The sequence below is a fragment of the Spirillospora sp. NPDC049024 genome (assembly GCF_040649235.1).
GTDB lineage: Bacteria > Actinomycetota > Actinomycetes > Streptosporangiales > Streptosporangiaceae > Spirillospora.
The window spans coordinates 133487-159071 of record NZ_JBEZFD010000021.1 but is presented as its reverse complement, the minus strand read 5'-3'; the positions used below and the strand labels follow the sequence as shown (position 1 = coordinate 159071).

Annotated in this window: 20 protein-coding genes; 9 read left to right on the top strand and 11 right to left on the bottom strand. The window is 73.8% G+C overall.

Annotation, left to right across the window (positions count from 1 at the left end):
- Positions 1–188 precede the first annotated feature (188 nt).
- Positions 189–2192, top strand: a complete 2004-nt coding sequence (locus tag AB0C21_RS32645) for an ABC transporter ATP-binding protein (RefSeq protein ID WP_500209450.1) — start codon at positions 189–191, stop codon at positions 2190–2192.
- On the opposite strand, the gene AB0C21_RS32640 is transcribed toward AB0C21_RS32645, so the two are convergent.
- The gene (locus AB0C21_RS32640) at positions 2189–5842 is read right to left on the bottom strand and encodes an AAA family ATPase (protein ID WP_500209448.1); all 3654 of its coding nucleotides are present in this window, start codon (positions 5840–5842) and stop codon (positions 2189–2191) included. The genes AB0C21_RS32645 and AB0C21_RS32640 overlap by 4 nt on opposite strands.
- 201 nt (positions 5843–6043) lie before the next feature.
- Between AB0C21_RS32640 and AB0C21_RS32635 the strand changes: the two genes are divergently transcribed.
- Complete coding sequence (locus AB0C21_RS32635) at positions 6044–6382, top strand: STAS domain-containing protein (protein WP_500209447.1); 339 nt, start codon at positions 6044–6046, stop codon at positions 6380–6382.
- Between the two features lie 40 nt (positions 6383–6422).
- Here AB0C21_RS32635 and AB0C21_RS32630 read toward each other — a convergent pair whose 3' ends face one another.
- The 5 genes from AB0C21_RS32630 to AB0C21_RS32610 all read right to left on the bottom strand — a co-directional run bounded on the left by AB0C21_RS32630 (position 6423) and on the right by AB0C21_RS32610 (position 12199).
- On the bottom strand, positions 6423–7196 hold the full coding sequence (locus tag AB0C21_RS32630) for an SGNH/GDSL hydrolase family protein (RefSeq protein WP_500209445.1): 774 nt from the start codon (positions 7194–7196) through the stop codon (positions 6423–6425).
- A 137-nt stretch (positions 7197–7333) separates the two neighbouring features.
- Complete coding sequence (locus tag AB0C21_RS32625; RefSeq protein WP_500209495.1) at positions 7334–7963, bottom strand: GTP-binding protein; 630 nt, start codon at positions 7961–7963, stop codon at positions 7334–7336.
- A 34-nt stretch (positions 7964–7997) separates the two neighbouring features.
- Positions 7998–8453: a DUF742 domain-containing protein gene (locus tag AB0C21_RS32620; RefSeq protein ID WP_500209443.1), complete on the bottom strand. Its 456-nt coding sequence runs from the start codon at positions 8451–8453 to the stop codon at positions 7998–8000.
- A gap of 30 nt (positions 8454–8483) precedes the next feature.
- Positions 8484–8936: a roadblock/LC7 domain-containing protein gene (locus AB0C21_RS32615; protein WP_500209441.1), complete on the bottom strand. Its 453-nt coding sequence runs from the start codon at positions 8934–8936 to the stop codon at positions 8484–8486.
- Positions 8933–12199, bottom strand: a complete 3267-nt coding sequence (locus tag AB0C21_RS32610) for a nitrate- and nitrite sensing domain-containing protein (protein WP_500209440.1) — start codon at positions 12197–12199, stop codon at positions 8933–8935. Before AB0C21_RS32610 ends, AB0C21_RS32615 begins: the two co-directional genes overlap by 4 nt.
- Before the next feature lie 373 nt (positions 12200–12572).
- Between AB0C21_RS32610 and AB0C21_RS32605 the strand changes: the two genes are divergently transcribed.
- The 5 genes from AB0C21_RS32605 (at position 12573) to AB0C21_RS32585 (ending at position 17389) form a co-directional block, all read left to right on the top strand.
- Positions 12573–13559, top strand: a complete 987-nt coding sequence (locus tag AB0C21_RS32605) for an ABC transporter substrate-binding protein (RefSeq protein WP_500209438.1) — start codon at positions 12573–12575, stop codon at positions 13557–13559.
- A complete protein-coding gene (locus AB0C21_RS32600; protein WP_500209436.1) occupies positions 13556–14332 on the top strand; it encodes an ABC transporter permease in 777 nt (258 codons plus the stop codon). The genes AB0C21_RS32605 and AB0C21_RS32600 overlap by 4 nt, the downstream gene beginning before the upstream one ends.
- A complete protein-coding gene (locus AB0C21_RS32595; RefSeq protein ID WP_500209434.1) occupies positions 14329–15186 on the top strand; it encodes an ABC transporter permease in 858 nt (285 codons plus the stop codon). The genes AB0C21_RS32600 and AB0C21_RS32595 overlap by 4 nt, the downstream gene beginning before the upstream one ends.
- Before the next feature lie 55 nt (positions 15187–15241).
- Positions 15242–16042 (top strand): ABC transporter ATP-binding protein, encoded by an 801-nt coding sequence (locus tag AB0C21_RS32590; protein WP_500209432.1) that lies wholly within the window; start codon positions 15242–15244, stop codon positions 16040–16042.
- Positions 16043–16126: 84 nt separating this feature from the next.
- Positions 16127–17389, top strand: coding sequence for a flavin-dependent oxidoreductase (locus tag AB0C21_RS32585; protein WP_500209430.1), 1263 nt, complete (start codon positions 16127–16129; stop codon positions 17387–17389).
- Positions 17390–17530: 141 nt separating this feature from the next.
- Here AB0C21_RS32585 and AB0C21_RS32580 read toward each other — a convergent pair whose 3' ends face one another.
- Positions 17531–18142, bottom strand: a complete 612-nt coding sequence (locus AB0C21_RS32580; RefSeq protein WP_500209428.1) for a TetR/AcrR family transcriptional regulator — start codon at positions 18140–18142, stop codon at positions 17531–17533.
- 115 nt (positions 18143–18257) lie between these two features.
- Here AB0C21_RS32580 and AB0C21_RS32575 point away from each other — a divergent pair, with 115 nt between their 5' ends.
- Together AB0C21_RS32575 and AB0C21_RS32570 are read left to right on the top strand one after the other, a co-directional pair.
- Positions 18258–19697 (top strand): MFS transporter, encoded by a 1440-nt coding sequence (locus AB0C21_RS32575; RefSeq protein ID WP_500209426.1) that lies wholly within the window; start codon positions 18258–18260, stop codon positions 19695–19697.
- A gap of 11 nt (positions 19698–19708) precedes the next feature.
- A complete protein-coding gene (locus AB0C21_RS32570; RefSeq protein ID WP_500209424.1) occupies positions 19709–20395 on the top strand; it encodes an SGNH/GDSL hydrolase family protein in 687 nt (228 codons plus the stop codon).
- Here the strand turns inward: AB0C21_RS32570 and AB0C21_RS32565 are convergent.
- From AB0C21_RS32565 to AB0C21_RS32550, 4 genes are all read right to left on the bottom strand, one after another.
- On the bottom strand, positions 20377–22065 hold the full coding sequence (locus AB0C21_RS32565) for a bifunctional 3'-5' exonuclease/DNA polymerase (protein ID WP_500209422.1): 1689 nt from the start codon (positions 22063–22065) through the stop codon (positions 20377–20379). The two genes, AB0C21_RS32570 and AB0C21_RS32565, sit on opposite strands and share 19 nt — an antisense overlap.
- Positions 22066–22203: 138 nt before the next feature.
- Positions 22204–22704 (bottom strand): DUF4234 domain-containing protein, encoded by a 501-nt coding sequence (locus tag AB0C21_RS32560; protein WP_500209420.1) that lies wholly within the window; start codon positions 22702–22704, stop codon positions 22204–22206.
- A gap of 158 nt (positions 22705–22862) precedes the next feature.
- Entirely contained in the window at positions 22863–24377 is a 1515-nt protein-coding gene (locus tag AB0C21_RS32555) for a metallophosphoesterase family protein (protein WP_500209418.1), read from the bottom strand.
- 323 nt (positions 24378–24700) lie between these two features.
- Positions 24701–25582 carry a diacylglycerol/lipid kinase family protein gene (locus AB0C21_RS32550; protein ID WP_500209416.1) on the bottom strand — a complete coding sequence of 294 codons (882 nt, stop codon included), beginning with the start codon at positions 25580–25582 and terminating at the stop codon, positions 24701–24703.
- Between the last annotated feature and the right edge of the window lie 3 nt (positions 25583–25585).

Below are 25585 nucleotides of genomic sequence, written 5' to 3'. Positions count from 1 at the left end.
GTGTCCGGCCGTCCGGCCAGCCGTCCGTCATGGCGTAGACCCTAGACAACCCGGGCGCGCGGCGCGTCCGTCCGGCGCATGATTGTCCACACCCACAAATCACCGCCCTCTGTGAGAAAAGAAGCGGACATCGTCCCCCTAAGGGCGCACACTGCCCGTGGCCGGTAGTACGCGCGGAGGGGCGGCGCATGGGCACACGACGGCTTTCTCCCAGGGGATCCAGGCCGCGCCGGACGTTCCGGCGCCGCCGCCACCGCCCGGAGGCGGTCCCCGACCAGGGGTTCCCCGAGGTGATCCTCACCTGGCACGCGAAGGACAGGGAACTCACCGAGACGGGGATGGCCACGATCGCGCGGCGGCTCCCGTCGATGATCGTCCAGGCCGCGGGGCTGGCCTGGCGGGCGAGCCGCGCCGACGCGCTCGCGACCGTCTCTCTCAACATCGCCGCGGGGTTCTTCACCGCGTTCTGGCTGCTGGCCACGACCGGCGTGCTGACCGCGCTGTTCAGCGAGGCGCCGACCCCCTCGCGGGTCCGCGACGCCCTGCCGTCGCTGGCGATGGTCGCGGGGGCGGTGGCGCTGCGGGCGGGGCTGCTGGCGGGCGCGGGCTGGGCGCAGTCCCGGCTGGAGCCGCAGGTGGAGCGGCTGGTCGAGCTGCGGCTGTACGAGACGACGACCGCGGTGGACCTGACCGCGCTGGACGACTCGGACTTCCTGGACGACCTGAAGCGGGCGGAGGGGCGCGGCATGATGTCGGCGCCCCAGGTGGTCCGGCACGCCGTGGACGTCCTGACGGGCCTCATCGGCATGGTCGCGGCGGCCGGGACGCTCGGCGTGCTGCATCCGATCCTGCTGCCGCTGCTGCTCCTCACCGCCGTGCCGGAGGGCTGGGCGTCGGTCCGCAGCGCGCGGATGCGGTACCTGATGATGCTCTCGCTGATCGGGGTGACGCGCCGCAAGTGGATCCTGTCCGACCTGATGGTGGAGCGGCGGCACGCCGCCGAGGTGCGCTCGTTCACGATGCGGCGCTTCCTGCTGGACCAGTACGACCGGTCCGCCTCCCACCAGCGGCGGGTCGAGCTGGACGTGGCCCGCAGGCAGACCGTCGTGAAGGTCACCGGAGACGTGGGCAAGGGCGTGGCGACGGCGCTGGTCTACGTCGCGCTCGGCGTCATGCTGTGGAAGGGGGCGGTGCCGCTGGCGGTCGCGGGCACGGCGGTCCTCGCGATCCGCTCGGGCCAGTCGTCCCTGGCCAACCTCGTGTTCGCGGTCAACCGGTGCTACGAGGAGGGCCTGTACTTCGGCGACTACCTGGCGTTCTGCGAGGCCGCCGAGCGGCGCATCCCGCGCCGCGCGCTGCCCGCCGCCGCGGCGGAGCGGCGCGCGCGGCTCCCCGACGACTTCGGGCTGATCAGCGTCCGGGACGTGGAGTTCACCTACCCGGGCGCCGAGACGCCGTCCCTCAGGGGCGTCTCGCTGGACCTGCGCAAGGGCGAGGTGGTCGCGCTCGTCGGCGAGAACGGCTCCGGCAAGACGACCCTCGCCAAGATCATGGCGGGCCTGTACGACCCGGACGCCGGCGAGGTGCGCTGGGACGGCGTGCCGCTGGCGGAGGTGGACCCGGCCGAAGTGTGGGACCGCATCGCGGTCATCGCGCAGGAGTACACGCACTGGCCGATGACCGCGCGGCAGAACATCACGATGGGCCGCGGCGGCGAGCCCGCCGAGGGCGGGGACGAGGACCCGGCGATGCTCGGCGCCGCCCGCGCCTCCGGCGCCGACGAGGTCGTCGCCGGGCTCGCCCTCGGGTACGGCACGCTGCTGGACCGCCGGTTCAAGGGCGGCGCGGAGCTGTCGGGCGGGCAGTGGCAGCGGCTCGCCGTGGCCCGCGGGTTCTACCGGGACGCGCCGCTGCTGATCTGCGACGAGCCGACCGCCGCCCTGGACGCCCGCGCCGAGCACCAGCTGTTCGAGCGGATCCGCACGCACGCCGACGGCCGGACCGTCCTGCTCATCACCCACCGGCTCGCCAGCGTCCGCTACGCCGACCGGATCTACGTCCTGGAGCACGGCGAGGTGATCGAGGAGGGCGGCCACGCCGCGCTGATGGCCCGTGGCGGCCTCTACGCCGACCTGTACTCGCTCCAGGCGTCGGCCTACGGGGCCGACGGCGTGGCGGCCGGGCCGCCCTAGATGTAGGGGCCGTAGCCTCCCTCGTCCTCGCGGGGCGGCGCCTCGGGCAGGTCCTCGGGGCGCAGCAGCGCCACCTCGGCCGGGTCGATCTCGCCGGGCGCCGCGTCCTCCTTGGCGGTGATGCGCTGCGCCTGCCGGGAGATCGCCGCCTCCAGCAGGTTGCGGACGAGCCGGGCGTTGCCGAACGAGGAGCCGCGCGGCTGGGCCGCGACGAGGCGGCGCAGTTCCTCCAGGATCCCGGGGGCGAGCGCGAACCCGTCCTCCGCCGCCATGAACTCGAAGATCGTGACGAGCTCGTCGTCGGTGTAGTCGGGGAAGCGCAGCCGCTTCGGGAACCGCGACTTCAGCCCCGGGTTGGCGTCCAGGAACCGCTCCATCTCGGCGTCGTAGCCCGCGACGATGACCACGAGGTCGCCGCGGTGCTCCTCCATCAGCCGCAGCAGCTCGGCGATCGCCTCGTGGCCGAAGTCGCGCCGGTCGCCGCCGCCGGAGGCCAGCGTGTACGCCTCGTCCACGAACAGGACGCCGCCGAGGGCGCGGCCGACCGCGTCCCGCACCCGCGGCGCGGTCTGCCCGATGAACTCGGCGACGAGGTCGGCGCGGGTGACCTCCACCAGGTGCCCCGACGACAGCAGGCCGAGGCGGGCGAACACGGCGGCGATCAGCCGCGCGATCGTCGTCTTGGCCGTGCCCGGGTTGCCGGAGAACACCATGTGCCGGGCCGGCGGCGCCGGCGAGACCTTGGCATCGCGCCGCAGCTGCTCCGCGCGGACCTCGGCGACCAGCGCGGCCACCTCCCGCTTGATGTCGGCCAGGCCGATCAGCCGCTCGATCTCCGCGAGCGGGTCGCCGGGGACGTCGTCGCGGCCGCGGGTGAGGGTGTCGGGGACGTCCTCCGTCAGGATCACGTCGAGGGACTCGTCCTCGTCGACGATCCCGTCCGCGAGGACGCGGCGCCCCTGCATCGCGACGGCCCGCTCCAGCAGGTTCGTCATGATGCGGACGTTGCCGATCCCGCGCTCGCGCGGCGCCGCCTCGACCAGCGCGCGCACCTTGTCCAGGACGCCGGGGGCGAGCTCGAACCCCGAGTCGGCGGCCTTGGCGGTGAACACCTCCACCAGCTCCTCGTCGGTGAGGTCGGGGAAGCGGAGCGTGCGGGGGAAGGCGGCGGCGAGGTCGGGGTGCGCCTTCAGCAGCCCGTTCATCTCCGCCTCCGGGCCGGTCAGCACGACGACGAGGTCGTCGGTGTGCGCCTGGACGCTGGTCAGCAGCACGTCCAGCACCTCGCGGCCGCGCGCCGCGTCGGCCGCGGCCGACACCAGGGCGTGCGCGTCCCGGACGACCAGGACGCCGCCGTGGGCCTGCTCGACCGCCCGGCGCACGCGCAGCACGCTCTCGCTGGCGTACTCGCCGAGCAGGTCGGCGCGCTCCACCTCGACCATGTGGCCGGACGACAGCACGCCGATGTCGGCGTAGATCCGGCCGAGGATCCGCGCGACCTTGCCCTTGCCGGTGCCGGGGTTCCCGGTGAAGACCAGGTGCCGCAGCCGCGTCCGCGCCGTCATGCCCGCCTCGCGGCGCAGCCGCGCCGCGTTGGCCTCGGCGATCAGCGCCTCGACCTCCCTCTTGACGGGCTCGATGCCGACGCAGGCGGCCAGCTCGGCGAGCGGGTCGGACTCGTCGGGACGGCCCGCGATGAGCCGCTGCGGCAGGTCGGCGGCGGTGACCTCCAGCGGCCCGGCGTCCGTCCCGTCCGGTCCGTCCGGTCCGTCCTGTCCGTCCGGTCCGTCCGGTACATCTGATACATCCGGTGCGTCCGCTTCTTCCTGGCGGGCCCGGCGGTCGGCGGCGGCGACGGCCTGGGCCGCCATGTGCTCCACCAGCCGGGCGCCGCGCAGGTTCAGCAGCGGCGGGGTACGGCGGAGCAGGGCGCCCGCGGCCGCGGCGACCTGCTCGCCGGCCCGCGCGCCGCGCCGCGCGACGGCCAGGGTGAACAGCTCGGCGAAGTCGTCCTCGGTGAAGTCGCGGGTGCGGGCGGCCTCGAACGCCCGGACCAGCGCGGGGTTGGCGTCGAACAGCCGCCGGTCGCCGCCGGGGCGGCACAGCGCGACGACGTTCAGGGACGGCGAGCGCGCCATGAGCCGGCGCAGCTCCTCGGCCGCGGCGGCGCCGCAGCGCTCGTGCGCGGCGAGCTTCTCCAGGTCGTCCACGACCAGGAGCATCCGGTGCTCCAGGCACTCGCGGACGCGGGCCTGCAGCCACAGGACGGCCTCGCTCACGCCGAGCGAGGCGAAGACCTGGTCGGAGATCCACAGCGCCTCGCGGACGGCGCCGCGCCCGGCCAGCAGCTCCTCGACGATCTCGGCCGCGGTGCCCTTCCCGGTGCCCTCCGGCCCGGCGATCAGCAGCCGGACCGGCCGCTGGTCGGCCAGCCGCGCCGCCACCGCGTCCTGCACCGCCCGCGCCAGCTCCGGCTGCCCGACCAGCCGCGCCCCGCCCTCGGTCACGGGCTCGGGCTCGGTCCCGGTCCCGGACGTCCGCTCGTCGCCCTCGCCGCCGCCGAACTTCAGGGTGTTGAAGACCCGGCGGACGGTGAACAGGCGCCGCAGGTCGACCTGGAACGGGCGCACCGGCACCCGGCAGCGCGGGCTGACCGGCGCCTCCGGCAGGCCCTGCACCGCGCCGGTGAACCGCACCGCCATGTCGAGCCAGGCGCGGGCCGCGTCCGCCTCGCCCGCGACCAGGCCGCGCGCCAGCCACGCCCGCACGTCGTACTGCCATGCCTCGGCGGCGAAGCCCTCCCGCGCCGCGCGGAACCGCTCCTCCACGTTCTCGTAGCGGGGGCCGCCCAGCACGACCGCCAGTTCGGCCGGGACGACCGCGGCGTCCGCCGCCAGCAGCAGGCGCGCCAGGGCGTCGTCGGGCCCTTCCCCGTCGGCCACGGCTCCGGCCAGCCGCTCGTGCGCGGCGTCCAGCCCCTCGCACACCCAGCCCAGGTAGCCCACCGGACCGGCGAGCTCGGGCAGGACGGCCAGCTCCTCGTCGGTCAGGCCGGAGACCCACACCTCCTCCAGCCGCCGGTTGGGGACGGTCATGTCCGCCTCGCGCAGCGCCGGGTCGGCGGCGCGCCGGTCGAACAGGCCCATCAGCGCCCGCCGGCGCCGCTCCAGCGGCTCCAGGCCCTCGAAGACCTCCAGCCCCGCCCGCGCCAGCTCGTACATCACCGCGCGGCGCTCCCGGTCGTCTCCGGCCGGCTCGGGCAGCCACAGGCCCGGCGGACGCCACCGCCCGCCCTGGGTGAACCACGCCACCGGGTCCCGCACCGCCGACTCGGGCGTCGCCAGGAAGTCCGACAGGAGCTCGTAGTCAACATCTCCGCGCGACCCGCCGCGCACCGCGGACGCGCCCAGCAGGAACGTCAGCAGCGACCACTGCTCCGCCCCCGCGGCGCTGGTGTCGCTTCCGTAGAAGTCGCTGAGCTGCCGTGTCAGCACGAGAGCGCGCTGGTCGGTGTTGTAGGCGACCGCGCGCTCGCGCATCTTCTCGTACAAGCCGTCAGGCACGCGCCAGGGGCCGTACGCGTACACGTCGAGGACCGGCTCCTCAGTGAGCAGCACTTCGAGATGGTCCGGCAGCCGGGGGGAACTCACCTGGGGTCGTCTCCTACGCAGCGGATCGAGGCAATCACATCCGACAGCACCTTACGGCGCGTCACGATCACGCACACCCCCGTTGCGGCGGGTTGGCAGGCGGCCCGGCGTCCGCGATAGTTGTCGGACGGAAACTATTCGCCGGACGAAGTCCGGCCAAGGCAGCACACAAGAGGGGAACCCCCCGTGTCACCTTTGGAAGTGACCACACGGTCGGACGGTGGACGCGCCGTCCTCAGGCTGTGCGGAGAACTCGACGTCGCCGGCTCCGAGGAGCTGCGCGTCCGACTGGAGGAGGCGCGCCGCGAGCACGGCGACCACCTCGTGCTGGACCTCACCGACCTCGAGTTCATGGACTCGGGCGGGCTCTCGGTCATCGTCGCCTGCTACAAGGCCGCCACCGCGGCGGGCGGCAGCCTCGTCCTCGCCGGCCCCCGGCCCATCGTCCGCCGCGCCCTGGAGATCACGGGGCTGCACCGGCGCATCCCCGTGAAGCGGACCCTCCAGGAGGCCCTCACGGCCGAGCCCGACCCCGCCTGAGGCGACCGGCCCGGCGGCGGCCGGGCCGGCGGGCCCCCGCCTAGAGCGGCAGGGGGGTGGGGCGCTTGGGTCCGCGGCCGTCGCCCGAGGAGCGGCCCGTGGCCCGGCGGCCGATCCACGGCAGGAGGTAGGTCCGGGCCCAGTGGACGTCCTCGCGCCTCATCGTGAGCCAGTCGGCGCGGTCCAGGGGCGGCCAGGGCTCGCGCCAGTCGCCCTCGACCGGGACGCCGATCGCCTCCGCCACGTAGAGCGCCATGCGCCGGTGCCCCTCGGACGACAGGTGCAGGCGGTCCTCGTACCAGGCCCGCGGGTCGTGGAAGACGCGCAGCGGCCACAGGTCCACCACCGAGCAGCCGCGGTGGTCGGCGATCGCGCGCAGGTGCATGTTGTAGGTGGCGGCCTTGCCCCGGATGCGGCCGCCGGAGCGCAGCCCGCGCGGATCGAACCCGGTGAAGACCACGACGCGGGCCCCGGTGCCGCGCAGCCGCCGGACCGCGTCGTCGAACACGACCGCGGCCGCGTCGGGATCCGCGCCGGGACGGATCATGTCGTTGCCGCCGGCGCAGAGCGTCACCAGGTCGGGCGCGAGGTCCACGGCGATCGGCACCTGGTCGTCCACGATCTGGCGCACGAGCTTGCCGCGGACGGCGAGGTTGGCGTAGCGCAGGCCCGGGTTCAGCACGGCGATGTGCTCGGCGAGCCGGTCCGCCCAGCCGCGGAAGACGTCGTCCTGGCCGGGATAGGGGTCGTTCATGCCCTCGGTGAAGCTGTCACCGATGGCCACGTACTTGCCGATCTGCTCCACTTCGCTCATCGCAGCCCCCAACGCGGATTCATGGTCGATCACGACGAACAATCATGCATCGTGCACACGACCTACGCGACCGTAGCCCGGCGGCCGGGCCGCGCCGCGCCCCCGCGCGCGGCGCCCGCGTCACTGGGAGGACGGGCCTAGGTCCAGCTCGGAGACGTGGTGCCGAGCTGACCGCCGGGCGCGCCCGGCGCGGGGGCGCCCGGCGCGGGCGCGGCGGCGTGCGCTCCGGCGGCGTGCACCGTCATCGCGTGCTTGACCAGCGTGATCAGCACCTGCTTGGTGGACTCGCGGCTGCGCGCGTCGCACTGCACGATCGGCACGTGCGCGCTGATCGACAGGGCCTCGCGGATGTCCTCCACGGCGTACTGGAACTCGCCGTGGAACCCGTTGACGCCCACCACGAACGGCAGGCCGAGCTCCTCGAAGTAGTCCACCGCGGCGAAGCAGTCCTCCAGCCGGCGGGTGTCGACCAGGACGACGGCGCCGATCGCGCCGCGCACCAGGTCGTCCCACATGAACCAGAAGCGGTGCTGCCCCGGGGTGCCGAACAGGTAGAGGATCAGTTCGCTGTCCAGCGACACGCGGCCGAAGTCCATCGCGACCGTGGTGGTCGTCTTGTCCGGGACGGCCGACAGGTCGTCCACGTCGGCGCTGGCCGCCGTCATCACCGCCTCGGTGGTCAGCGGCATGATCTCCGAGACGGAGCCGACGAACGTGGTCTTGCCGACGCCGAAGCCGCCACCGACGACGATCTTGACCGAGGTCAGCTCGGCCTCCCCGCCGTGCGGCCCCGGGACCTGGTCAGAGCTTCCGAAGGCCACTGAGCACCCTTTCTAGCAAGCGGAGGTCCGGCTGTCCGCCGGCGGTGGTGGGGGACTGCGACTGGTGCAGGCGCAGCAGCCCCTCGACGGCCATGTCGGCGACGAGGACCCGCGCGACCCCGAGCGGCAGGCGCAGCAGCGCGGAGACCTCGGCGACCGAGCGCGCCGAGCGGCACAGGTCCATGATCGCCCGGTACTCCGGGGTCAGCACGGCCACGTCCCGCGGCGGGTAGGGCGCCGCGGTGACCAGCGCCTCGATGGCCAGGTCGTAGCGCGGCCTGGTGCGCCCGCCGGTGACCGCGTACGGGCGCACGAGCGAGCTGCCCTCGCTCTCCTCCCGCTCCGGGGGCCGGCCCTGCACGGGGACGCGCCCCTGGTCACCCGGCCAGCGGCCGCCGCCTCCGGGACCGCCCCCGAAGGGACTGCCTCGATCCATGTCGCCGACCTCCGTCAGAGTCAGTCACGGTCAGTAGCGGGCGGGCCCCGCGCCCATCTCGGTCACGGAAGGCCCCGAGTACGGGGGCTGCTGCGGCCCCTGGGCGCGCAGGGCGGGAGTCAGCACCCGCCCCACCCGCTCCACCAGGAGCGTCATCTCGTAGGCCACCAGTCCGAGATCGCAGTCGGGGGCCGCAAGCACCGCGAAGACCGACCCGTTCGTGATGGACATGACGAACAGCAGTCCGCGGTCCATCTCCACGACGGTCTGGCTCACCCCGCCGGCGTCGAAGATCTTCGCTGCGCCCTGCGTCAGGCTCATCAGTCCCGAGGCGATCGCCGAAAGCTGGTCCGCCCGCTCGGGCGGGAAGCCCGCCGAGTACGCCATCGGCAGTCCGTCCGAGGAGACCACGACGGCGTGCGCGACCTTCGGGACACGGTCCGCGAAGTTCGTCACCAACCAGTTGAGATCCTGCCCGCTCACCGGGTGCCTCCTGTCTCGCCGTCACCCTGTGACGGCGCCTCACCTGACGTGCCTGCGCCGCGAGCCTCGTGGCGTCCGCGGTGGACGCCCCGCTGCAGGCTCGCGAAGCGGTTGCGTACAACGTCGGCCGACTGGCCGTGGCCCTGCGCCTGCTGCCCCTGCGGGATCTCGGGCGGCAGGCCCTGCGCCTGCTGCCCGAGGACCGGCTGCCCCTGCGGCCGCCGGGCGCCCTGCGGCGGGCCCGCCGGCGCCTGGGGCGCGTCCTGCGGCACGCGGCCGACCGCCCCGGGGATGCGGTTCTTGCCGGGCACCCGCTTGGGCAGTCCGACGGTGGTGCGGGTCGCCGCCACCGGCTCGCGGGCCGCCTCGGCCGCGCGGAAGCCCGCGTCGGCCGGGGACTCCCAGCCCTTGGACGGATCCTCGCCGCCCGCGTCGCCCGACCTGCGCTGGAACCACTCCGACTGCATCGCGTCGAAGATGGGCGAGCGCTCGGGCAGCCGCGGCGGGGCCTTCGGCTCCGGCTGTGCGGCCGCCGCGGCCCGCACGGCCGGTTCGGGACCGGACGGTGGTTCGGGTATGAGGCCCTCCGGAACGTTCGGAGCGGACATCGGCGGGACGTCCTCGGCGTAGGGGTCGGACACCGCCGGGTTCGGGTCGACCTGCTCCAACGGCCCGGTCTCCCAGGGGATCTGCCGCGCGCCGCCGGACTCGGGCACCATCGGCTGCGCCTCCGGGACGACGGACTGCGGCCCGGTCCGTCCGCCCGGCCCGTAGGCGCCGTTGGCGTCGGCGTCCCCGGCCTCCTGCGGGCGCTCGTTGCGCGGCTGGAAGAGCCCGTTCGAGGAGCCGCCTCCGGACGGGCGGTTCTGCAGATGGGTGCCCGGCTCGCGGACCGGCAGCTCCCCCGGCCTGCGCGGCGCCTGCCGCTCGGCGGTCCCGTAGGGATCGTCGGACGGGCTCCGCCGGTCCCGCGACGGGCGCCGCTCGGCGGGCGGGACCGCGGGCTGCGCGCCGGTCGTGTAGGGGTCGTGCATGCCCTGGGCCGGGATCGGCCCGGTCTCGGTGACGCTCGGCTGCGGGCCGGTGGCGCCCCGGACCGCGCGCAGCGGACCGGTGCCGCCGACCATGGGGTGGGCGCCCGTGCCGCCGGCCATGGGCTGCGGACCGGTGCCGCCCCCCATGGCGGGGGCGGGCCCGTAGTCGTCCTGCCGGAACGCGCCCGCGGGCGGCTCGCCGGCGGTCGTGAGCGCGGCGAGCTGGTGGGAGCCCGCCTCGCGCGGGGCGAGGCCGGGCCGGGTGCCGATGCCGCCGGACTCGCCCGGCGTGACCACCGCGTCCGGCAGCACCACGAACGCGGTGAGGCCGCCGCCCTGGGCGGCCCGCAGCTCGACGCGGATCCCGTGCCGGACGGCCAGGCGGCCGACCACGAACAGGCCCATGCGGCGGGCCGCGGAGAAGTCGATGACGGGCGGGTTCGCCAGCCGCCAGTTGGCCTGCTCCAGCTCCTCGGGCGACATGCCGACGCCGTTGTCGGTGATCTGCAGCATGCAGCCGCCGCCGCTCAGCATCTGCCCCGACACCGTCACCCTGGTGTTGTCGGAGGAGAAGACGGTGGCGTTCTCGACCAGCTCCGCCAGCAGGTGGACGAGGTCGTTGACGACCGGGCCGGCGACCGTCATGTCGCCTTGAACCCGCAGCGCGACGCGCTCGTACTGCTCCACCTCGGACAGCGACGCGCGGACGACGTCGATCAGCGGGACGGGCTGGTTCCACCGGCGCACCTGCTCCTGGCCGCCGAGGACGAGGAGGTTCTCGTTGTTGCGACGCATGCGGGTGGCGAGGTGGTCCAGCCGGAACAGGTTGCCGAGCTGCTCCTCGTCGCGCTCGCTCTGCTCCAGCTCCTCGATCAGCCGCAGCTGCCGCTCGATCAGGGACTGGCTGCGGCGGGAGAGGTTGACGAACATCGCGTTGATGTTGCCGCGCAGCACGGCCTCGTCGGCGGCCAGCCGGACCGCCTCCCGGTGGACCTCGTCGAAGGCCCGCGCGACCTGGCCGATCTCGTCGGTGGAGTCGATCTCGATCGGCTTGACCTCGATGCCGCCGGCGGCGGCCTCGGGATCGCGCAGCCGGTCGACCAGGCCGGGCAGCCGCGCGTTGGCCACGTCGAGCGCGCCCGACTGCAGCCGGCGCAGCGGCCGCACCAGCGACCGGGCCACGGCGATGACGGTCACCAAGACGATCAAGAGGACGAGGAACAGCAGGACGCCGTCACGTATCGCGGCCGTCCGCGCGTCGGACTCGGCGTCGTGCGCCGAGGCGGCGAGGTCGGCGGCGATGCTCTGCTCCACCGCACGCAGCCGGTCGACCCGGGTGCCCGAGTCGGAGGTCCACCCGTGGGCGTTGCGCGCGCCGAGTTTCACCTGCAGCTGCGGGGACTCGTCGGCGACGGCGAGCGCGCGCAGCCGGGTGACCTCCGCGCGGTCCAGTTCCGGACCGGTGACGGTGTCCTCGAAGAGCCGCAGCTGCGCCGGTGTGGCCGAGCTGCGGAACGCGTCGATGCTCGTGCTCATGTCCGCGCGGGCGCCGTCGACCGCCGCGCGGTCGAGCGGCTCGAACCGCCCCTGCCAGAGCGCGGCGGCGATGAGGGCGCGCTCCCGGGACGCCGCGTCCTTGGCCCTGGCGAGGTCGGCGAGGGCCAGCGCCGACTGCGCGAGCTCCGGGGTCGGGGCGTCCTGCGAGATGAGCAGGTGGAAGCCGGTGAAGTCCTCGATGAACTCGGAGTACTTGTCGGTGATCGGTCCGGGCGCGAGACGCACGGCCAGGGAGCGCAGCGCGGGCAGCTCGTTGACCCGGTTGACGATGTTGCCGACGGCCAGCCGCAGCCCGGGCGTGCCCTTCGGGATGTCCGCGGCCGCGACCCGCACCTTCCGCGCGGCGGCGTCCACCGACGCCTGCTGGGACTTGAGCGCCTCGTCGCTGACGGCACGCGTGCCGCCCGCCGACCGCTCGGCCATCGCGTCGCGCTCGTCCTCGAGCTCCTGCGCGAGCACGGTCAGCTGGTTACCCAGCGTAGCCATCTGGCCCGTCTCCGCGTACGCCTGCGCGTTGTCCATGGACACCGAGACGCGGTAGCCGGCGAGGAGCGCCGCCACGATCGTGGGCACCGCGATGACGGCGAACAGACGCGTGCGCACGCGCCAGTTGCGCAGCCTGAACCGGCCTCCCAGCGAGCCGCCCCCGGAGGCGTCTTTGCTGGCAGGCATGGTCGGCTGGGGGGACTGCGGGGCCGACTCGGCCCCTTCGGCTTTGCGCACTGCCCTCCGCTACCTCTCCGTGGGTCGACCGCTCGCGGCGCACAGTGACCAGAACAAGATTCGGGTCGTGACGCCTCCCCGCACCTCTGCGGGCAAGCGCCGAACATTGCAACACAGAGCCACCACCATGGCCAACCCGAATGATCACACAAGTCTGGGAGTTGTGATGTGAAAGACACAAATGTCACAGCTTGTTTACGCATGTGCACATACGTGCACGTGAAGCTCGTATCTCCCCCATGGTGGGCTTCCGGTGCGCTACGCTCCCCGCTCGTTGAAAGATCCTTTCGACCGGCTTCCCCCCGCAAATGGAGCGTTGCTCATGTCTGCTTCCCACCGCCGTGCCGCGATCAGTGGCTCGCTTGCCATCGCGCTGGCGCTTTCCGCGGCCGCCTGCGGAGACTCGGAGGACAAGTCCGCCAACGGCCTGGAGAAGTCCCAGATCACCCTCGGTGTCATGACCGTCGCCGACACCGCGCCCGTCCAGCTCGCCATCTCCAAGGGCCTGTTCAAGGCCGAGGGCCTCACCGTGAAGACCCAGGTGATCCAGGGCGGCGCCGCGGGCATCCCGCTGCTGAAGAGCGGCCGCCTGGACTTCAGCTTCGGCAACTACGTGTCGCTGCTCACCGCCGCGACCAAGGACCCCGGTTTCAAGCCGAAGATCGTCGCCGAGGGCTTCAACAGCGCCTCGAAGACCCACACCCTGATGGTGCGCGGTGACTCTCCGTACCACACGGTCAAGGACCTGGCCGGCAAGAAGATCGGCGTCAACACCAAGCGCAACATCAGCACGCTGCTGGTGCGCGCCGCCGCCAAGCCCCAGGGGATGGACCTCGACGAGGACAAGAACTTCGTCGAGATTCCCCCGCCGGCCATGGAGCAGGCCCTGAAGTCCAAGAGCGTCGACGCCGTCCAGGCCATCGAGCCGTTCGGCACCCAGATGCAGCAGTCGATGGGCGCCCGCATGGTCGCCGACCTGTCCAGCGGCGCCACCGCCGACTTCCCGATCGCGGGCTACGCCGCCACGGAGAAGTTCACCAAGGAGAACCCGAAGACGGTCGCCGCGTTCCAGCGCGCGCTGACGAAGGCGCAGGGCATGGCCGCCGACCGCAAGGTCGTGCAGGACATCCTGCCGACCTACGCCAAGGGGATCGACGCCAAGGTCGCCTCCACGATGAGCTACGGCTCGTACCCGACCACGCTGAACGCGACCCGCATCCAGCGCGTGGCCGACCTGATGCAGCAGTTCGGCTACGTGACCCAGCGGATCGACGCCAAGCAGTACATCGCCTCGCCCGCTTCTTCATGAACCCACGCCGAATCGTTCTCGGCGCCGCCGGGGGCGCGGGGGTGATCGCCGTCCTGGAGCTCGTGAGCCGCACGGGCCTCGTCGACGCGACCGCCCTGCCCCCGGCGTCGACCGTCCTGCGGGAGGCCGGGAAGCTGGCGGTCGACCAGGAGTTCCTCGTCGACGTCGGGGCCACGCTCAAGGCCTGGTTCGGCGGGCTGGCGCTGGCGGTGCTCGTGGCGGTCCCGCTGGGCATCCTGCTCGGTTCGGTCCCGTTCCTCGGCACCGCCGCCCGCGCCCTGGTCGAAATGATGCGGCCCATCCCCTCGGTCGCACTGATCCCGCTCGCCATCATCCTGTTCGCGGATCCCCTGCAGATGAAGATGTCACTGATCTTCTACGCCTGCCTGTGGCCGATCCTCATCAACACCCTGTACGCGCTTCGCGACGTCGACCCGGTGGCCAAGGACACCCTGCGCAGCTTCGGGTTCGGAACCCCGTCGGTGCTGTGGCGGGTCTCGCTGCCGAGCGCCGCGCCGTTCATCGCCACCGGCGTCCGGATCGCCGCCTCCGTCGCCCTCATCGTCGTGATCAGCACCGAGCTGCTGGCGGGCGGGTTCGACGGCGTGGGCATCTACCTCGGCGACACCCAGGCGGGCGGCGGCCAGACCGACCTCATGCTGGCCGGCGCCGTTTGGGCCGGGGTCCTCGGGCTGCTGGCCAACCTCGCCCTTCTCGGTGCTGAGCGGATGGCGTTCCGATGGCGGACGGCGCGCGTGGAGGGCGTCTCATGAGCGAAGCCCACCTGAATGCGCGGGAAACCGCTCTCGGGAAGAGCGCGCGTCCGAGCGCGCTGAGGGCACTGCGCGCGTTCGCCGAACGCGCCTGGCTCGTCGTCCTCGCCGTCGTGCTCTGGGAGCTCGTCACCCGTGCGGTGAAGGAGACCTACTTCCCGCCGCCCACGACGATCGTCAAGGCGCTGCACGAGCTGTGGTTCTCGGGCTCGGCCTCGCGGCTGTTCCTCACCGAGAAGGCGGTCGACGACTTCTCCACCAGCCTGGCGCACCTGTTCCTCGGCTGGGCCGCGGCCGGAGCCGCCGGCGTCGTCGTCGGCGCGGCCATCGGCCGGTCCAGGACGCTGAACGACCTGTTCGACCCGGTGCTGCAGTTCCTGCGCGCCGTGCCGCCCCCGACGCTGGTGCCGTTCTTCATCATGGTCTTCCAGCTCGGCGCGACCATGCAGGTCGTCACGATCGCGTTCGGCGTCGTCTGGCCGGTGCTGCTCAACACGGCGGACGGCGTCCGCACGGTGGACCCCCTGCACCTGGAGACCGCCCGCGTGTTCGGCGTCGGCCGGCTGCGGCGGCTCGTGACGATCATCCTTCCGGGGGCGGCGCCGAAGATCTTCGCGGGGCTGCGCGTCGCGCTGTCCTTCGCGCTGATCCTCATGGTCATCTCCGAGCTGTTCGGCAGCACGTCCGGCATCGGGTCCGAGCTCATCGGCGCGCAGCGCACCTTCGAGCTGCCGCGCATGTGGGCGGGGATCGTGATGCTGGGCGTCCTCGGCTTCCTGTTCAACACCGTCTTCATGCTGCTGGAACGGCGCCTGCTGGCCTGGCACGCCGGTGCCCGGCGGCTCGCGGGTTGACGGTGGCCCGCATGCCGACGAACCTCATGACGTACACACAGAAAGGGCGGCCGCGATGCTCCAGATAACCGGCCTCACCCACTCCTACGCCGACGGTCACAAGGCTCTCGACGGCCTCGACCTCACCGTCCCCGACGGTGAGCTGATCAGCATCGTCGGCCCGTCCGGCTGCGGGAAGTCCACGCTGCTGCGCTGCATCGCCGGACTGATCCGCCCCACCGGCGGGACCCTCACCCTCAACGGGACGCCCATCGTCGGTGTGCCGGACGACCTGGCCGTGGTCTTCCAGGACTACAGCCGCTCCCTGTTCCCCTGGCTCACCGTCCGCGACAACGTGGCCCTGCCGCTGCGGCGTCGCGGCAAGTCGCGCTCGGAGCGGCGCGCCGCCGCGCAGGAGGCGCTGGAGTCGGTGGGGCTTCCCGACGCGGGCCGCAAGTACCCCTGGCAGCTGTCGGGCGGCATGCAGCAGCGCGTGTCGATCGCGCGGGCCCTGGCCTACCGTCCGTCGCTGCTGCTGATGGACGAGCCGTTCGGGTCCGTCGACGCGCAGACCCGGGAGGACCTGGAGGACCTCGTCCTGCAGGTCCACCGGACGGAGAAGATGACGATCCTGCTCGTCACCCACGACATCGACGAGAGCGTCTACGTCGGGGACCGGGTGGTCGTGCTGAACCGCTCGCCCGCCCGGGTGCACGCCGATCTGCCCGTCGACCTGCCGACCGCCCGCGACCAGATCGAGACGCGCGGGCTGCCGGAGTTCGTCCGCCTCCGGGCCGAGGTCGGGCGGCTCGTCCGCGGCGGCGCGAGGGTGGCCGGCGCGGCCCCCGCGGGTTCGGTGCCCTCGCTGGACAAGTAGGGGCGCACGTAGGAACGAGACCGGGATCGGACGGGCGGCCTCACCAGGCCCGGTCCGGTCCCGGCACCAGTGAAGGGACGATTCATGCGCGTACTCATCGTGGGGGCCGGCATCGGCGGGCTCACCGCCGCGCTGAGCCTGCACGAGGCGGGCATCGAGGCGCTCGTCGTCGACTCCGCCGCCCGGCTCCGGCCGCTCGGGGTCGGCATCAACCTGCTCCCCCACGCCGTCCGCGAGCTCACCGAACTCGGACTCGGGGACGAGCTCGCCGAGCTCGGCATCCCCACGGCCGAGATGGTGCACTTCGACCGGCACGGCGGCCGGATCTGGGGGGAGCCGCGCGGCCGCGCGCTCGGCTACAACTGGCCGCAGTACTCGATCCACCGCGGTGAGCTGCAGGTGGCGCTGCTCGACGCCGTCCTGCGGCGGCTCGGCAAGGACGCCGTCCGCACCGGCACCGTGTTCGAGGGCTTCGAGCAGGACGCGGAGCGGGTCCGGGTGCGGCTGCTCGACCGGGCGTCCGGTACCGCCTCCACCGCCGAGGCCGACGTGCTGCTGGGGGCCGACGGGCTGCACTCCGCCGTCCGGGCGCAGCTGTACCCCGAAGAGCGGGCACCGCTGTGGAACGGCATCCGGATGTGGCGCGGTCTCACCGAGGGCGAACCGTTCCTGACCGGGCGGACCCTGGCCGTCGCCGGCAGCAACGCCGCCTCCAAGATGGTGGTCTACCCCATCTCCATGCGCGCGGAGCGGGAGGGCAAGGCACTGCTGAACTGGGTCGCGGAGGTCAAGCTCCGCGACGACAGCCTGGACCACACCGCCGACTGGAAGCGCACCGGGCGGCTGGAGGACGTGCTCCCCCACTTCGCCGACTGGAAGTTCGACTGGCTCGACATCCCGGCGATGCTGTCCCGCTCCGCGGAGATCCTGGAGTACCCCATGGTGGACAGGGACCCGCTCGACCGCTGGACGTTCGGCCGCGTCACCCTGCTCGGCGACGCCGCCCACCCGATGTACCCGATCGGTTCCAACGGCGGCTCCCAGGCCGTCCTCGACGCCCGGGTCCTGGCGCACCGGCTGGCCGGGGCGGCCGACCCCGCCGACGGCCTGCTCCAGTACGAGAGCGACCGCCGCGAACCGGTCAACGCCATCGTCCTGGCCTGCCGGGACATGCCGGCGGATCGCGTGCTGCACACGGTCGGCCAGCGGGCCCCCGACGGTTTCACGTCGATCGAGGACGTCCTGGACCCCGACGAGTTGAACACGATCACCAACGCGTACCGGCAGACCTCGTTCTCCGACGTGGAGGCCCTGAACTCCCGCCCTTCCTACACGGTGGCGAGCTGACGGCCGCACCGGCGCGCCCACGACGACGGGCGCGGCGAGGCGGCGGCCTCGCCGCGCCCTCGGCTTTCGCGGAACCGGCCGGCCGCGTCGGAGCCGCGCACCGGCGCCCTTGCCCGCGCGGCGCGGAGGCCGGCCTCCGGCTCAGGCGGCGGTAACGGCGGCCAGCCGCGTGTTCACGGCATGGGCGGCGCGGTCGTAGAGGGACGGGTCGTCGTGGAGCAGCGCCTGCGCGGCGCCCGTGCGGCAGAGGGCGTCCAGCTCGAAGGCGAGCTGCGGGACGTCGGCCGCCGCGTCGATCTCGCCGAGGTCGCGCGCCTCGCGGAGGCAGCGCTCCACGAAGGCGCGCCAGTCGAGCTGCGAGGCCGCGATCGCGTCGCGGACGCGGCCGGGCCGGGCGTCGAACTCGGCCATCGTGGAGTGGAAGAAGCACCCGCCGGGGAAGACGGGCTCGCGCTGGTAGCGCTGCCAGGCCTCCAGGAGCGCGCGGACGCGGCCAATCCCCTCGGGCACCGCGAGCGCGGGCTCGGTCACGTGCGCGCGGAACACCTCGACCGCCTTGCGGACGGTCGCCAGCTGGAGCTCCTCCTTGGAGCCGAAGTGGGTGAACACGCCGCTCTTGCTGATCCGCAGCTCGGTGGCGAGCCGGCCGATCGACAGGCCCTCCAGCCCCTCGGCCGAGGCGATGTCGGCGGCGCGGGACAGGATCGTGCCGCGCGTCTGCTCTCCCTTGAGAAGCCGTCCGTCGATGGTCACACCGATTAATCTGCACGACCGTTCGTTCAAAGTCAATGCGGCGAACCCCTTGACGCGGACCCCTCGGCCAGAAGAGTGTACGACCGTTCGTTTATTTTTCTGGAGAGGTCCGCCCATGACCACCGAGACCGAGCCGACCGGGACCAGCACCGCCGGGACCAGCACCGCCGGGACCAGCACCGCCGGGACCGGCGCGCCGCCGGGGCCGACCGCGCGGCGGGACGTCCCCTGGCTCGCCGCCGGGGCGACGTTCCTGGCCATGCTCGACGCGACCGCCGCCAACCTGGCCGTCGCCGACCTGCACGCCGACTTCCCGGGCAGCACGCTGTCCGGCCTGACCTGGGTGATCACCCTGTACGCGGTGCTGTTCGCGGCGCTGCTCGCCCCCGCCGGCCGGTTCGCCGACCTGGTCGGGCGGCGGTCGCTGTACCTGTGGGGCACCGGGCTGTTCACGCTGGCGTCGCTGGCGTGCGCGGTCGCGCCGAACGTGCCCGTCCTGCTGGCGACGCGCGCCGCGCAGGGCGCCGCCGCGGCGGCCCTGATCCCCGCCTCCCTCGCGCTGCTGCTGCACGACACGCCCCCCGAGCGGCGCGCCCGCAGCATCGGGCTGTGGAGCGCGGCGGGCGCGTTCGCCGCCGCGATCGGCCCGGGCCTCGGCGGGGTGCTCGTCGACCTGTCCGGCTGGCGGTCCCTGTTCGTCATCAACGTGCCGATCGGGCTGGCGATGCTGCTCGGCGGCCGCCGCCTCCCCCGGGCCGAGGGCGGCGCGGGCCGGCTGCCCGACCTCGCCGGGACGGTGCTGCTCGCCGCCGGCGTGGGCGGCGTCGCGCTCGGTGTGACGCAGAGCCGGGACTGGGCGTGGACCGACGCCCGGACGCTCGCACTGCTGCTCGGCGGCGCCGTCCTGGCCGCCCTCGCGCTGTGGCGCTCGGCGCGGCATCCGGTGCCCGCGCTGGAGATCTCGCTGTGGCGCGACCACCGGTTCGCCGCCGCGAACGCCGCCTCGTTCCTGTACGGGACGGCCCTGTACGCGTGGCTGCTCGTCGGCGTGCTCTACCTGACGACCGAGTGGCACTACTCGATCGTGAAGGCGGGGTTCGCCTCGACGCCCGGCGCCTTCACCGCCACCGCGGCGGCGATCGCGACGGGACGGCTCACCGCGCGCCTCGGCGTCCGCCCCGCCGTGACGGGCGGCGCGCTGATCATGGTCGGGTGCGGGGTCTGGGCCGTCGCGGCCCTGCCCGCCGAGCCGCACTTCCTGACGTTCTGGCTCCCGCTCGGCCTCGTGGTCGGGACGGGGATGGGGATGATGACCACCGGCACCGCCACGGGCGCCGCGCTGTCGGCCGGCCCGCTGCGGTTCGCGGGCGCCACCGGGCTCAACACCACGGCGCGGCAGCTCGGCGGCGCGCTCGGCATCGCCGTCCTCGCCGCGCTGCTGCCGGAGCGGGCGGCGCCCGGCGACTACACCTCCGTCTACCTGTTCTGCACGATCGCCGCCGCGGGCGCGGCCGCCGCCGGCCTGCTCCTCGCCGCGCGCCCGGCGAAGCCCTGAAGGAGGAGACCATGACCGAGACGCTTCCGACCGAGTGGACCGACCCCTCCGTGCTGCCCGCCGCCGACGCCACCGCGCTACTGGCCGACGCCCCGTGGAGCCGGATGGTGACGATCGGCGACAGCGTCGCCGAAGGCGTCCGCGAGCCCGTCCCCGGCTACCGCGACCTGTCGTGGACCGACCGCGTCGAGGAGGCGCTCGGCGCGGTGAACCCCGGGTTCACCGCGCTGAACCTCGGGCGCCGGAACCTCGTCGCCGCGCAGGTGGCGGCCGACCAGCTCCGGCCCGCCCTGGCGTTCCGGCCCGACCTGGCGTTCGTGGTGGCCGGCGGCAACGACATGCTCCGCCCCGACTTCGACGCGGACGGCGTGCGCCGCGAGCTGGCCGCGATGGTCTCGGCGTTCCGCGCGGCGGGCGCCGACGTCGTCACGATCGGGCTGCTGGACATCACGGCCGCCGGGCTCGGGCCGTCCCGCCACCGGGAGGTCATCTCGGCGCGGACGCGGCGGCTGGCCGAGCTCACCGCCGAGGTCGCGGCCGAGCACGGCGCCTGCCACGTCGACAATCCGCACGGACACCCGGTCGCCGCCGACCCGGGCATCTACTGCGGCGACCAGCTGCACCTGAACGCCCGGGGGCACGCGTTCGCCGCCGCCAACACGATCCGCGCGCTGGCCGCTCACTTGGCGTCGGCGTAGCGGTCGACGACGGCGATCTCCATCGGGAAGACGACCGGAGTGTCGCCGAACAGCAGGCCGCGGGCCTCCTCCGCCGCGGCGCGCACGGCGGCGGCGACCTCCTCGGCCAGCTCGGCGGGGCCGTGCACGATGACCTCGTCGTGCTGGAAGAACACCAGGCGGGGCGAGCCGAGGGCGGTCAGGCGGCGGCGCAGGGAGCCCAGGAGCGCGAGCGCCCAGTCGGCGGCGGTGGCCTGGACGACGAAGTTGCGGGTGAAGCGGCCCCGGCCGCGCAGCGCCTGGGCGGCCGTCCCCTGCCGGGGGCCCGGGGCGTCGTCGTCGCCCGCCGAGGTCAGCTCGCGCCACCCGGCCGACGGCGGCGGGCACGTGCGGCCGAGCCGGGACCGGACGAGCCGGCCGCGCTCCCCCGCCCGCGCGGCGGCCTCCACGTACTCGAACGCCTGCGGGAACCGGCTCCGCAGGACGGCGAGGAGCTGCACCGCGTCGGCCGTCCCTCCCCCGTACATGGCGGACAGCAGGGCGATCTTGGCCTTGTCGCGCGCGGTGCGCCCGCCGTCGGCGTCGTCCTGGAAGGCGTCGGACAGGGCCGCGTAGAGGTCGCCGTGCGCGGCGGCCTCGGCGAACGCGCGGTCTCCGGCGAGCGCCGCCAGCACCCGGGGTTCGAGCTGGGCCGCGTCGGCCACGACCAGGGCCCAGCCCGGGTCGGCGACGACGGCCTTGCGCAGCACGCGCGGGATCTGCAGGGCCCCGCCGCCGCTCGTCGCCCACCGCCCGGACACCACGCCCCCGACGACGTACTCGGGACGGAACCGGCCGCCGCTCACCCACGTGTCGAGCCACGTCCAGCCGTGCGCGGTGTGCAGCCGCGACAGCTCCTTGTACTCCAGCAGCAGCGGGACGGCGGGGTGGTCGAGCTGCTTGAGGACGTGCGCGCGGGTGGAGGGGATCGGCAGCCCCGCCGAGGCGAACGCCCGCAGGATCTGCGCCGGGGAGTCGGGGTTGACGTGCACGCGCGCCCCGAACGCGGCGCTGATGCGGTCGGCGAGGTCCTGCAGCCTGCGGGGCCGCAGGCCGCCCGAGGGGCGCGGGCCGAGCAGCTCGGTGAGCAGCGCGTCGTGCTCGGCGGCCGACCAGGGCAGCCCGTCGTGGCCCATCTCGGCGGCCACCAGCGACCCGGCCGACTCGGCCGCCGCCAGCAGCGCGAACCCGTCGAGCCCGGCGATGGCGCGCTGCTGCTCGGCGTGCACCGCGACGATCTGGCCGAGGTCGTCCGCGGCCTCCTCCCGCCCGGCGTCGTCGTCGAACAGCGACGGCTGCGCCGACTCCTCCCGGGACGGCGGCGGGTCGGCCGGGACGGGCTCGCCGCGCAGCCGCGCCCACGCCGCCCGGACCGAGCGCGGCTCCCCGTACCGCCCGGCATGGCCGAGCAGCAGGTTCTCGACCAGTTCGAGGTCATGGCAGCGCGACACCCGCACCCCGGCCTCCAGCAGCCGGGGATAGAGCCGCGCCGTGGACGGCCACACCCACCGCGGCGCGCCGTCGCGCTCCCGCTCGGCGATCGCCGAGACCAGATCGGGGACGTCCTGGACGGGCCCCGCGGGCGCCCCGTCCTCGGCGACCGCCCGCAGCGAGCCCCCGCCCCCCGCCCCGGCCGCAACCGCGATCCTCACGCGCCCATTCTGACCCCGCCCACCGACAAACCCGCCCCCGCACAGGTCCGCACATGCGGAACCCCTCCGTGACAGGCGATCGCGGAGGGGTTCGGCGTGGTCTTCAGCGGGGGGCCAGGGCCGTAGCCCCTACGCTTCTCAGGCCGCGAGCGAGACCTGCTGGCCGGCCGGGGTGTCGCCGTAGCGGTCGGTGACCTTGTTCAGCTGGAGCTGGTAGTACAGCACGCCGAAGCCGAAGATGCCGAGCAGGAAGCCCATGCCGCCGCTGCAGCTCGGCTGGAGGCCGGCCGCGCGCTGGGCCTGGGCGATGCGCCCGCCGAGCTTGACCCACATGACGAGGGGCCAGATCCCGAGGGTGATGCCGCCGAACAGCATGGACAGCAGCGCGCTGGTGGCGGCGTTGTCGATGCGGCGGTCGTACTCGTGCAGCTCGTTGTGGACCTTGAAGAACCAGACGAGGCCGTAGATGCCGAAGGTGATGATCGGCAGGCCGAGCCAGGCGCCGACGGGGTTGCGGCGCTTCATGTTGAGGCCGGTGCCGACGGCGGCGGGCGCCTGCTGCTGTGCCGGGGCGGGCGAGTAGCCGCCCTGGTACGCCTGCTGCTGTTGCTGGCCCTGACCCTGCTGGGGGTAACTCATTTGAGAAGCTCTCCTGAAGGACGCGGTCGTTCTCCGGCCGACCGTCCGTTACCGTTCACCGGTGTGGTGAGCCACGACTGTAACGGCATCGGGGCACGTCGCGAGGCAAGATCGCCTAGATTTCATCTATTACTGGCGGAATCTCCAAAGCGTTCGGGCTAGCGCAACGGGATCGTCACCTCGTCCTCGCACGGCGGCGCCGTCTCGTGGTCGCCGCACCCCGTCGCGGCGAAGCAACGGATGCGCAACCGCGACTCCGTCACGTCCAGGCGGAGGAAATTCTTGAAGAACGGCGGCCGGTCCCAGTCGGCCAGCTCCGAGCGGAACCGCTGCGGGATCCTCCGGACGGGGAGCCGCAGGAGCCGGCGGCGGCCCCGGGCGCTGCGCGGAACGCCGAGGACGGCCGCGACGAAGCGCGCGCGGCGGGACGGGGCGGGGCCGTCGTACCCGCGCCCCGGCCTGATGCCGAGCCGGCGCTGGACCGCGGCGGTGGCCTCCTCCGGGGTGAGCTCGAAGAGCCCCGGCATCCGCAGCCACCGGCCGTACAGCTTGCTGTAGCGCGACAGGGAGTCGCCGCGCAGCGGGTAGCAGCGGAACTCGTCCTCCTCCACCGTCCGGGTCCGCGGGATGACGTGCGTGGCGTGCATGAAGGCCCCGCCGCCGCCCGAGACGATGTACTGGATGGTCCGGCCGTCGCCGGTCCGCACCGGGTAGCGCTGGTAGTTGTGGATGTCGCCGCCGATCGCGGCCACGTAGTGGTGCGCCGGGTCCTGGACGATCTCGTCGACCGTCCCGCCGCCCTCGATCGGCCCGGGACGGTGCTCGTCGTCCACGTACAGCGGCTTTCCGGTCACCAGCAGCTTGGGTTTCGGCCCCCCGGACACCTCGCGCAGCCAGCGGCCCTGGGCGCGGTCGAGCCGGCCGGTGATCCCGGTGTCGATGCCGATGATGCGCAGCGAGGGGGTGTCGATCGCCCAGTACGGCCCGGGCTGCACGGCCTGCTGGCCGGGCGCCCCCCGGTACAGCCGGCGGGCCTCCGCGAGCGCCTCCGCGTCGACCTCCCCCGAGTGGCGCCACAGCGTGCGCGGGACGAACGCGAGCGGGCCGCGCCACGGCGGCGGCGAGCAGTTCTCGTCCAGACCGCAGAAGACGTGCAGGAAGCCCCGCAGCCCGTCGTACCAGTCGTGGTTGCCGGGCACGGCGTAGATGGGGGCGGGGTAGTCCTTGTAGGGGCGGAAGAACTTCTCGGGGTAGTCCGCCGCGTCGCCGGTCGGGTAGATCACGTCGCTGGCGATGACCATGAAGTCGGTGCCCGCGGCGGCGTGCAGCAGCGGCGGGACCACCGCGTACTGCGACCGGTCGCCCTCGCCCGTGTCGCCGACCAGCGCGAACGAGAACTCCGGCGCCGGGCGGTGCACGGTGAACGCCGCCGGCGTGCCCCGTTCGCGCAGGGCCGCCACGCAGCGGCGGCGGATCGCGTTCGTCGGGTCGCCGAACAGCCGCGCCAGCACGTCGTTGCGCGAGCGCCACAGGACCGAGGGGCGGCGCCAGGAGAAGTCGGGGACGCGGGCCGGGAGCAGCTCGTTGAAGCCGCCCGGCCTCCCGCAGGCCCAGCCGGCTCCCTCCTCCGAGCTGCGCGAGTTGGCGGGTCCGGGGGGGACCTCGGCAGACACAGAATGCCTCCGGGCTGTGAGGGGGTCCTCACAGCCTTTCCAGAGGCAGGTTCGGCGTCAAGCCGACACGACGCCAGGTAGCCGACAGACCGTCAGCCGAGCGCGGTTGACGCCGGCGCCACCCCCAAAGACGCCGGCGCCACCGCGACGAGGGGGCCTGCGGTCATCATGAGTCCCCCCAGAACGGCGAAAAGTCGCCTTCTCATGATGCCTCCACAGACAACCCCAAGGTCCCGTAGCGGGACGTAACCGACACTATCCGGAGAGCCGTAATGGGCGCGTAAACCGCCCTAAACACGCGGCCAAATCCTCGTCGCGGCCGGTCAGGGCGCCAGGACGCGCAGGGCGCCGGGCAGCACCCGCGCGGTGACGGGAAGCACCCCCGGCAGCTCCCCGTCCGCGCCGTACGGGAGCGTCCTGCCGGTCCCGCCGGCGAGCTCGATGCGCACCTCGCGGCCGCGCAGGACCTCCACCTCGGGCCGCCGGACGTGCGTCCCGGCCTCCAGCTCCCGCATGACCGAGAAGAACAGCGTCCTCGGCGCCTTGCGGATGAGCACGACGTCCAGCAGCCCGTCGTCGACGCGGGCGTCCGGCGCGATGTGCTTGCCGAAGCCGTAGTAGCCGGAGTTGGCGGCGACGACGGTGTAGCCCTCCCGCCGGTGCTCCTCGCCGTCCACCGTGATCAGGTAGTCGGCGTGCCGCCACGTGGCAATCGCGCGCAGCGCCCCGACGTAGTAGGCGGCCGAGCCGCGCAGCAGCCGGGTCCGGTTGGCGTTGTCGTTGGCGACCGCGTCCACGCCCGCGTAGACGCTGCCGAGCACGGCCGTCCCGTTGGCGTCGATGGCGTCGACCTCGCGCGGCTCCCCCTCCAGCAGCAGCGGGGCGAGCCGTTCCGGCTCGGACGGGACGCCGAGCTGCCGCGCGAAGTCGTTGCCCCGGCCGGCGGGGACGATCCCGAACAGGGCGCCCGTCCCGGCGAGGGCCCCGCCGACGCAGCCGACCAGGCCGTCCCCGCCGACGCCGAGCACCACGCGGCCGGCCTCGCCGGCGGCGCGGGCGACGTCGGCGGCGTGCTCCATCCCGCGGCTGTACTCGACGTCGACCTCGGCGCCCGCCTCGCGCAGCAGCCGGGCGAGCGGCATCAGGCAGGAGGCGGACGCGGACCCGCCCGCCGCCGGGTTGACGATCGCGGTGAACGCGCGCACGGC